Consider the following 8,474-nt stretch of genomic DNA (forward strand, 5'->3'; position numbering starts at 1 on the left):
GACATCATCCATCAAGCACGAAAAACCCGCACATGTTGCGGGTTTTTTTATGGATTCAATTAAGCCTCTAAAAAGTGAAGTTAAGCTCCCCCCGTTGCGTTTTATTTTGCTTCAAGATAAATCGACTGGACACCGCGTCAATTGGGTTAGGCGAGGTGTACGCTGAAATTTTTTATGATCTCAAGTGGTCTCTATTTTGTAATGAGAGAACATTCCACAAAAAATCTCTATGTGTCGCGCTTTGTTCACAAAAAGCTGCTACAAATAAATAGAGTAACAATCAACTGAATTAACGCTGCTTTATTGGGGTATTCCTGCTTCTTTTAATGCAATACTATTATTGTGCAGTTGGTAGTACATAAAAATAATATGAGAGGACATTATGCAGGCTTTGCCCACGCTAAATCTTAGGGAAGGATCAGTCGAGCAAAAAAGAGAGGAAATAAAAAATCATTTCCTCGATTCTTTTAATACCTATGAGTCACTTTTTTCCTGTCTTAAAAGCGACGAGGTATTCTATCAACGCCCTGAAAAACTTCGTCACCCTCTGATTTTTTATTTCGGCCATACTGCAACGTTTTTCATCAACAAACTTGTGTTGTCAAAGGCCATTAATGAGCGGATAAACCCTAAGTTCGAGTCTTTGTTCGCCATAGGTGTGGACGAAATGAGTTGGGATGACTTAAACGATGAAAATTACGATTGGCCACAGGTTGAAGAGGTGCGTCAATATCGAAATCAAGTACGCATCTTAGTTTGCGATCTCATTGATACTATGCCGTTCAGTATGCCTATTGATTGGGAAAGCCCTATGTGGCCCGTAATTATGGGTATAGAACATGAACGGATCCACTTAGAAACCTCTTCTGTACTGATAAGACAGTTACCCATCACCTCGGTGCGTCCCCATTCTGATTGGCCTGTGTGTACCGATTTCAAAACAAATGTAGAGGAATTAGAAAGTAATACACTTGTTCCCGTCTCTGCACAACACGTTGTGAATGATAAACCTTGGGATAGTGAATACTATGGCTGGGACAATGAATACGGCCTTCAACAGGAGTCAGTAAGTGAATTTAGTGCGTCACAATTCCTTGTAAGTAACGGTGAGTTCCTAACTTTCGTCAAAGCAGGTGGGTATGAAAACGCAAAGTACTGGGAAGGTGAAGGCAATAAGTGGCGTGAGTACACCCAAGCCCAGCACCCAGTGTTTTGGATTAAACAGGGTGATGGGTATAAGTATCGAAGTATGCTTGAAGAACATCCACTTCCACTAGACTGGCCGGTAGATGTTAATTACCACGAGGCAAAAGCCTTTTGTAATTATAAAAGTGAGCAAACTGGTGAGCTTATTCGCTTACCTACCGAAAATGAATGGTTAGCGCTACGCCAGTATGCTGGGGTTTATCAAGCGGTTTATGGCAGCGAATTTAATATAGCGCTGCAAAAGTATGCGTCTAGCGAACCTGTTAACGTAAACCAGACAGGGTTTTTTTTTGATGTAGTCGGTAACGTTTGGCAATGGACTGAAACGCCTATTTACCCGTTCGATGGCTTTAAAGTTCACCCCCTGTATGATGACTTTACTACACCTACGTACGACAATAAACATAACCTCATCAAAGGCGGTAGCTGGGTTTCTACTGGTAACGAGGCAATGAAAGATAGTCGCTATGCATTTAGACGCCATTTCTTTCAGCATGCCGGTTTTAGATATGTACAAGGAAAGCGAGTAATAGCAGTGAACGACTTTGACTATGAGAGCGATACACAAATATCGCAGTACAGCGAATTCCACTACGGCGACGAATACTACGGCGTTTCTAACTTTGCAAAGGCAAGCGCTCAGTTCTGTATTAACGCAATGCAGGGGCGTAAGCATACTAAGGCTTTAGACTTAGGTTGTGCGGTAGGCCGCTCTACCTTTGAACTGGCTACGCATTTTGATCATGTAGATGGTATCGATTTCTCTGCGCGTTTCATTAAAACGGCGTTTGATATGCAAGAGCGCGGCGAAATTCGCTACCATTTAATTGAAGAAGGCGAGTTAACGTCTTTCAAAGCGCGCAAACTCTCGGCCTTAGGTCTTGATCAGACTAAGGATAAGGTTACATTCGCGCAAGGCGATGCGTGTAACTTAAAGCCTCAGTTTACTGGATACGATCTTATTTTTATGGGCAATCTAATTGATAGAGTATACAGCCCTAGAAAAGTGTTAAGCGACATGGCCAAGCGCCTCAACAAGGGTGGTTTGCTGATTGTAGCTAGCCCTTTCACTTGGCTTGAAGAGTACACCGAACGCAGCGAATGGCTGGGCGGCTATAAGGATGAAAACGGTGAGACCTTAAGTTCAACCCAAGCATTAGAAGACGCATTGGGTAATGGATTTAAACGCGTAGGAGAGCCTACTGAGATTCCGTTTGTTATTCGCGAGACTAAACGTAAATATCAGCACACGTTATCTGAGTTTAATGTGTTTGAAAAGCTAGACTAATGCAGCAAAAAAATTGAAATGTGTCGTGAAAGGCTGAGACAAGGAACGAATAAAACGGGATTGGCTCAGCTTATTTACTCACAACCTCACTAGATACAACCGAGAAGGGCAGTGAAAGCGTGGACCTGGAGTTACAACAACTTTCTTTGTTTTCGTCGTTACAACATGAATTTATGCCTTACAAGGATGTATGGCATTCACCATCTCATCTGAGACGTGACAAAACGCGATTAAAGTATTCTGCCATACTACGCCGGTTCAACATTCCCTCAAGTCATCATACACAAACCACGTTTTCTGAACTAAGTCCTATCGCAATGTGGATTGCCGATATGGATATTCCACCTTGTGCTTATATAATCAGTGCCGTTAGCAATAATCTACGCAGTACCTATGGTTATCAGTCCTGTGATATTGGTGATGCGGTTGCAACTTGGTATGAACGCAGCAGATCCCCTAATTATAATTACAAAGTTGAAAACACAGACATAGTGGATGTGGCGAGCGTGATTAGTGCTGTCGATGTGGCCCTTCGCACGTTTTGCCAGTCAGGTGATAAGGTAATGGTACTGACGCCTACCTACGAGCCACTGACATCATCCATCAAGCGCAATGGCTTAAAGCCTGTTTATATTCGATGTACAGAATCTCTGTCATCACCCAAGGCAGACCTTGATGACGTTAGTCGATGTCAAAGCTTAGTCAAAGATGATTCACATGCTCAAGGTTGTAGCGGCGATAATACTGAACGCGCTGCGAGAAGCAGTATTGATTTATCTTCGCTTGATAAGTCTGCGACAGCCTTTGTTATATGCCATCCTAATAATCCAACTGGCACTGTATTATCGCGCGTTGAGCAGCAAGCGGTTTTTGAGTTTTGCTTGCAGCACAACATTTTGTTGATAACAGACGAAGTGCACAGTGAATTTGCCTTTAACTCGGCAGATGAGCCTACGATTATTTCAATGTTTGGCCTAGACAATCAAGGCGAGGTCAATAAGCTCGACTCTCAAACGGAAAAATATAAAAAGCCCTCTGTTTTACCGAGGGCGATTCATTTGAACAGCGTTTCAAAGGCATTTAACTTAGCCAGTATTCCGGGTGCTTCTTATGCGGTGATAAAAGATAAACAAACCAGAGAAACGTTTGCAGAAGCCATTAGTGCTAAGCACCTTAATGCCAGCAATCTAGGCAAAATTGCACTAATTGCTGCCTACAGTGAAGGTAGCACTTGGTTGGACGAGGTAAAGGCGGCGCTAAGTTTTAATAGAAAGCTGGTTAAACGCTTTTTTCAACACTACGGTATTTCGGTTAAATTTACGATGGGACGTGCGGGTTATTTTCTGTGGTTAGATCTAAAAACCTTTAACGCAACGTGTTCTCACTCTTCGTTATCGTCGTCTATGGATTCTTATGAAACCGTCACCAATAACCATACACGGGGCCAATACCCTCAAACCTCAAACGACAAGCCCGCGTCAATCAAGCGTTCGCTTCCATTGTATTACTCTCCCGCTAGAACCGTTGAAGACTGTATTGAACGAGGCGTAATTGGTAATGACGGTGCGCCTTTCGGTGCACCAGATCACATTCGGCTCAATATTGCCTGCCATCCAGCATTAATTGAGGAAGCATTATTGCGCCTATGCTTTATTCCTCAATTTAAGTAACGCTCATTTCTCCGCCTTTATTCTTTTTATTAGAAAGAAAAACTCAATTTTATGACATTTTATTTCGAATAAATGGAATTAAGATAAGGTTAAGAGCGTAAGCCCTAGTTTCTAGAAGATGTATTGAGCTTTTAGCGCTATGGCTTACTAATAGTGTTATGCGAGGAGAACGTAATGATTTATTTCAGGCTGGCAAATGAAAGAGGGTTGGTAGACTCTGGTTTGATTTACCAATTTAACTGGCTAAAAGTAATCTAGATCAATAATTTATTTCAAAATGTGTAACTTCACTTCACGTATGCTTATCTCGTGGTATGATGACTTGGTTAAGATTTAAAGCTGTTTAAGATGCGCAGTTATAAAAGTTGCCGGGTTTAAATCCCGTCGAAAGTAAAAATGAAGTCAGTGAGATACTAGAGTGATAAAAATAATCCTAGCAGACGACCACGACTTGGTCAGAACAGGGATACGCCGGATACTGGAAGATGTGGAAGACTTCACGATTCTCGCAGAAGCGAAAAACGGTGAAGACGCGGTACAGAAGTGCCGTAAAAATGCCCCAGATGTGGTACTCATGGACGTGAATATGCCCGGGATAGGCGGGTTAGAGGCAACGAAAAGAATTGTTCGTATGTCTGAAAACACTCGGGTGATTTGTGTTTCTATGCACAAAGAAAGCCCCATTCCTATGCAAGTGATGGACGCGGGCGCGTATGGGTTTCTCTCCAAAGACGCTGAACCCAAAGAGGTAATTCTTGCCATTCGTAAAGTAGCGGCAGGGCAGAAATACCTTGATAGCGAAGTTGCCAATAGTATTGCTATTGGCAAGTTATTGCCCAGTTCAGATAATCCATTTGACGATTTATCGAGTAGAGAACTTACCATAGCAATGCGATTAACCGAAGGGCACAAAGTGCCTGATATCGCTCGCGAGCTTAGTATTAACTCTAAAACGGTTAACACCTATCGTTATAGAATGTTTCAAAAGTTAGGCGTGAATTCTGACGTAGAGTTAACGCATTTAGCCTATCGTCATAAACTTATCAATCCTAACACCTTTTAAGCGTCGCTAGACGCACAACATTAAGGTGATTATGTCTGCATTCGATTCAGCAGCATTTCTTAAAAATTTAACCTCTCAGCCTGGCGTGTACCGCATGTACAATAGCCAGGGTGAGGTTATTTATGTAGGAAAAGCGAAAAACCTAAAAAAGCGTGTATCCAGTTATTTCCGTACCCATTTGGATAATGCCAAAACCCGTTCGCTCGTCAGTCAGATAGCGGACATGGATGTCACGGTGGTAAACAGTGAGACCGAAGCGTTCTTACTGGAAAATAATTTCATTAAGAAATACAAACCGCGTTACAACGTGGTTATGCGTGACGACAAATCATACCCTTTTATCTTTTTATCTGACCACGAACATCCACGGCTGTCATTTCACCGTGGCCCTCAAAAGAAAAAAGGGGAGAGTATTTTGGCCCATATCCAAGCGCATGGTCGGTACGCGAAAGTTTGCGCTCTATGCAGCGAATATTTCCTGTTCGTCAGTGCGAAGATAGCTATTATCGCGCGCGCAGTCGGCCTTGTCTTCAATATCAAATGCAGCGCTGCAGTGCCCCTTGCGTTGAAGGGTACGTCAGCGACGAAGAATATAAAGAACAGGTTAACTTTGCCCGCTTGTTTCTAAAAGGCAAAAATCAACAAGTGATTGGCGAGCTGGTGGAGAAGATGGAGAAGGCTAGCGAAGCGTTAAACTTTGAAGCCGCGGCCCGCTATCGAGACCAAATAAATGCGCTAAGAAAAGTACAAGAGCGACAATGGGTTGCCGGTACTCAAGACGAAATGGATGTGTTTGGTTTTGCGCTTAAAGGCAATATGGCCTGTATCCAAGTTATGTTTATTCGAGAAGGACAACTGCTAGGCAGTAAAGCTTTTTTTCCTAAAGTGCCGAATATCGCCGATGAACAAGAAGTTTTTGAGTCTTTCTTTCTTCAGTTCTACCTTGCAGGAAACAAGGTTATACCCAAGCAAATAGTGCTAAGCAATTCATTAAGCGATGAAGAGGCGATTGCCAAAGTGTTAGCCAGTGAGGCTGGTCACAAGGTCCATTTCTTTAAAGGGGCGAGGGAAGAGAAGCGTAAATATCTGCAGCTTGCGCAATCAAATGCACAAACTGCGTTAGATGCACAGTATAGTCAGCAAAAGTCTGTATTTGCCCGGTACCTTGACCTAGAAGGCGCGCTAGAAGTCGATACGCCTATTCAGCGTATGGAGTGTTTTGATATATCGCACACCTCTGGGCAACAAACGGTTGCTTCTTGCGTGGTGTTTAATCGCGAAGGCCCTCTTAAAAGCGACTATCGACGTTACAATATAGAAGGGATAACCCCAGGCGATGATTATGCTGCGATGGCCCAGGCTCTGAAACGTCGGTATAAATCGGTAAAAGAGGTGCAAAAAATCCCTGACCTTCTTCTTATTGATGGTGGTAAAGGGCAACTGGCACAAGCCGAAGCGTTTTTTGAAGAATGGCCACACGACAAAAAGCCCATGCTGTTGGGTGTAGCTAAAGGCACCACGCGTAAACCCGGCTTAGAAACCCTAATTTTAGCGGGAAGTCATGAAGTGCTGCCAATGGACAGTCATTCGCCCGGGCTTCACCTTGTTCAACACATTCGCGACGAATCTCACCGCTTTGCCATAACAGGGCACCGTAACCGTCGACAAAAGGTGAAAACAACGTCGAGCTTAGAAAGCATTCCGGGTATAGGCGCTAAACGAAGACAAACCTTGCTTAAGTTTATGGGTGGCCTTCAGGGTCTAAAAAAAGCCAGTAAGGATGAAATTGCAAGTGTACCCGGTATCAGCCAGGAACTGGCCGATACAATTTACGACCACCTCCATCAATAATTGACGGAGTGACAAGCAATGCATTGCAAATTAAGGTAATGTGTTACACAAATGAAAGGCATAGAACTTTCAAGCTATAGCGCTAAACGCCCATAGAGGCATAACACTGAGACGTACTTTTTATGTGGACTGTTCCAAACTGTATTACTTTATTTCGAGTAATCCTTATTCCTGTTTTTGTCGTTGTATATTTTCTTGATTGGAAGTGGGCGCATGAAGCCGGCGCATTTATCTTTTGGTTAGCCGCCATCACTGACTGGTTCGATGGCTACCTCGCTAGAAAGCTTGAGCAATCTACCCCCTTTGGTGCGTTTTTAGATCCAGTAGCCGATAAGCTTATTGTTGGTGCTGCGCTACTTATGATCACGCATAGTTATGCGACACTTTGGATAACGATACCGTCTATTGCGCTTTTAGTGCGTGAAATTTACGTGTCTGCGCTACGAGAGTGGATGGGATCGAATGGTGTAAGAGATGCAGTTAAAGTGTCTTTTATTGGAAAAGCAAAAACAACGGCTCAAATGTTAGCCTTAATTGGGCTCTTATCGGGCCTTGAAACCTTTATGGGCTTTCCAATTTATTGGGTTTCTCTAGGTTATATTCTTTTATATCTCTCTGCAGTGCTGTCAATTTGGTCAATGTTTGTTTATACAAAAGCAGCGTGGCCACACCTTCGAGGAAGTGCAATAAAGTAAAATTGATCGCGGTTTAATCAAAGTGAATAAAAAAATAGCAAACGATCATAAAAAACCGCATTTATCTCAATTTAAACACTTTTTTGTGTTGACAGTTTTGAATGGGTAGGTAGAATGCACCCCACATTTCGAGAGGACATCAACCAAACGAAATGGTCGATTAAGACGTGCGGGAATAGCTCAGTTGGTAGAGCACGACCTTGCCAAGGTCGGGGTCGCGAGTTCGAATCTCGTTTCCCGCTCCAATCTCTTAGAGAGAGGTTTTAATCACGCGCCAGACGCATCTGGCGGAATGGCAGAATGGCTATGCAGCGGATTGCAAATCCGTCTATCTCGGTTCGACTCCGGGTTCCGCCTCCATACGCTGCAACGCAGCATCAGGTTCTACGCCTGACACCTTTGCTGAAAAGCAACCCGATGCCCGGGTGGTGAAATTGGTAGACACAAGGGATTTAAAATCCCTCGCTGGTAACAGCGTGCCGGTTCAAGTCCGGCCCCGGGCACCATTTCTATATTTCAATAAATTCTAAGAGACGGCTCTACCCCATAAACGGGGGATCAGCATTCACCTTACACGATTGATAACACCATCCCATCCGCAATGGGTCATCACTCTTATTCGATAATTTTCAAAGTTTCTAAAACCATACGCTCTTCTTGATATCATTTCCATTTTGTTGTGGAAGCCTTCAGTGATCCCG

At 43.3% G+C, this 8,474-nt stretch carries 5 protein-coding genes, 3 tRNA genes and 1 pseudogene; 8 read left to right on the top strand and 1 reads right to left on the bottom strand.

The annotated features are described in order from the left end of the window. Positions 1 to 382: 382 nt before the first annotated feature. The 8 genes and pseudogenes from ovoA (at position 383) to ACX5J7_RS00130 (ending at position 8,279) form a co-directional block, all read left to right on the top strand. Complete coding sequence (gene ovoA, locus ACX5J7_RS00095) at positions 383 to 2,494, top strand: 5-histidylcysteine sulfoxide synthase (protein ID WP_498705661.1); 2,112 nt, start codon at positions 383 to 385, stop codon at positions 2,492 to 2,494. Positions 2,495 to 2,613: 119 nt separating this feature from the next. Further along, positions 2,614 to 4,164 carry an aminotransferase class I/II-fold pyridoxal phosphate-dependent enzyme gene (locus ACX5J7_RS00100; RefSeq protein ID WP_023559725.1) on the top strand — a complete coding sequence of 517 codons (1,551 nt, stop codon included), beginning with the start codon at positions 2,614 to 2,616 and terminating at the stop codon, positions 4,162 to 4,164. Positions 4,165 to 4,582: 418 nt separating this feature from the next. After that, positions 4,583 to 5,227 (top strand): UvrY/SirA/GacA family response regulator transcription factor, encoded by a 645-nt coding sequence (gene uvrY, locus ACX5J7_RS00105; RefSeq protein WP_015067302.1) that lies wholly within the window; start codon positions 4,583 to 4,585, stop codon positions 5,225 to 5,227. Positions 5,228 to 5,258: 31 nt separating this feature from the next. Continuing rightward, positions 5,259 to 7,078, top strand: a pseudogene (uvrC, locus tag ACX5J7_RS00110) (excinuclease ABC subunit UvrC). 122 nt (positions 7,079 to 7,200) lie between these two features. Beyond that, complete coding sequence (gene pgsA, locus ACX5J7_RS00115) at positions 7,201 to 7,773, top strand: CDP-diacylglycerol--glycerol-3-phosphate 3-phosphatidyltransferase (RefSeq protein WP_015067300.1); 573 nt, start codon at positions 7,201 to 7,203, stop codon at positions 7,771 to 7,773. A gap of 169 nt (positions 7,774 to 7,942) precedes the next feature. Beyond that, a tRNA-Gly gene (locus ACX5J7_RS00120) sits at positions 7,943 to 8,018 on the top strand. A gap of 41 nt (positions 8,019 to 8,059) precedes the next feature. Next, positions 8,060 to 8,133, top strand: a tRNA-Cys gene (locus tag ACX5J7_RS00125). A gap of 59 nt (positions 8,134 to 8,192) precedes the next feature. After that, positions 8,193 to 8,279 (top strand) — tRNA-Leu (locus tag ACX5J7_RS00130). 59 nt (positions 8,280 to 8,338) lie between these two features. On the opposite strand, the gene ACX5J7_RS00135 is transcribed toward ACX5J7_RS00130, so the two are convergent. Continuing rightward, positions 8,339 to 8,474 (bottom strand): transposase (locus tag ACX5J7_RS00135; RefSeq protein WP_498705665.1); only part of this gene is annotated, 136 nt, incomplete at its 5' end.

Source organism: Alteromonas infernus (genome assembly GCF_902705815.1).

What these genes read in the sequence shown, in the direction of transcription:
- ovoA (WP_498705661.1), top strand. Translation starts at nt 383, where the DNA reads ATGCAGGCTTTGCCCACGCTAAATCTTAGGGAAGGATCAGTCGAGCAA.
- pgsA (WP_015067300.1), top strand. Translation starts at nt 7,201, where the DNA reads ATGTGGACTGTTCCAAACTGTATTACTTTATTTCGAGTAATCCTTATT.